A 1,044-nucleotide genomic window follows, 5' to 3' on the forward strand; every position below is an offset into this window, starting at 1 on the left:
CATCCCCGTCATGTACGCCTCCCCGCGACCGCCGCGTGGCTCCCATGCCGCCGCGGCCACGTCGTCGACGTTCAGGCCGGGCCACAGCTCCGCCATCCGGTCCGGCGCGATGAGCTCGGTCTCGATGCCCAGGCTCTGCTGCATGGCCACGTTCGCGCGCAGCGGGATCACGTTCTCCTCGCCGACGATCACCGCGTATCCGCACTGGCGGAACGCCATGTCGTCGCCCAGCAGCTCGGTCGCGTTCTCGAACACCGGGATGCTGTGCCAACTCAGGGCCGCCATGGTGGGCGAACCGTAGTGGCAGCGGACGATGCCGCTGGACTTTCCGGTCATACCGGAACACAGGGTGTCCTTCTCGACGACGAGGACGTCGGTCTCGCCGCGCTCGGCCAGGTTCCAGGCGATCGACAACCCTTCGAGTCCCCCGCCGATCACGAGGAACTTCACTGTCTCGGCCCGCTGAGCCGTCTCGGCCGGGTGCGCTGTGTCGGTCATGGGGATCACTCTCTCGTGGTGTGTGGGTCAGGCGGCGTCGGGAGCCGGGAGGTCATCGCAGGTGAGCAGGTCGGAAAGAACGTCGGCCAACGCCTCGGCGCCCCGTTCGGCGTCGGCGTCCTCCACGTGCTCCTCCGGGGAGTGCGACACCCCGGAGGGGTTGCGGACGAACAGCATCGCGGTGGGGACGTGCGCGGCCAGGACACCGGCGTCGTGGCCCGCCCCCGTGGCCAGGACGGGGACCCCGGGCAGATCGTCGAGCAGCCGGTCACGGAACACCGGGTCGAAGGTCACCGAGCCGCTGAGCGACTCCTGCACGATCGAGCTCCCGCAGCCCTCGCGCGCGGCCGCCACCGACGCCGCCTCCGCGATCTCGTGGACCATCCGAGCGGTGACGGCGTCGTCGGGGTGGCGCACGTCCAGCCACAGATCGACCCGGGAGGCGATGACGTTGGTGCCGCCGGGGGTGGGCACGATCCGTCCCACGGTCGCCCGGGCGCCCCGGTGGGCGCGGGCGATGCGCCGGACGTCGAGGACGGTGCGGGA

The 1,044-nt window shown here is 71.3% G+C and carries 2 protein-coding genes; both read right to left on the reverse strand.

Annotated features, from left to right (window positions below; translation table 11 throughout):
• Positions 1-498: FAD-dependent oxidoreductase (locus tag G6026_RS17370; RefSeq protein WP_241728045.1), on the reverse strand; the 498-nt coding region annotated here is incomplete at its 3' end.
• Positions 499-525: 27 nt separating this feature from the next.
• Positions 526-1,044: M20/M25/M40 family metallo-hydrolase (locus tag G6026_RS11440; protein ID WP_182613246.1), on the reverse strand; the 519-nt coding region annotated here is incomplete at its 5' end.

This window comes from Dietzia sp. DQ11-38-2, assembly GCF_014145055.1.
Lineage (GTDB): Bacteria > Actinomycetota > Actinomycetes > Mycobacteriales > Mycobacteriaceae > Dietzia.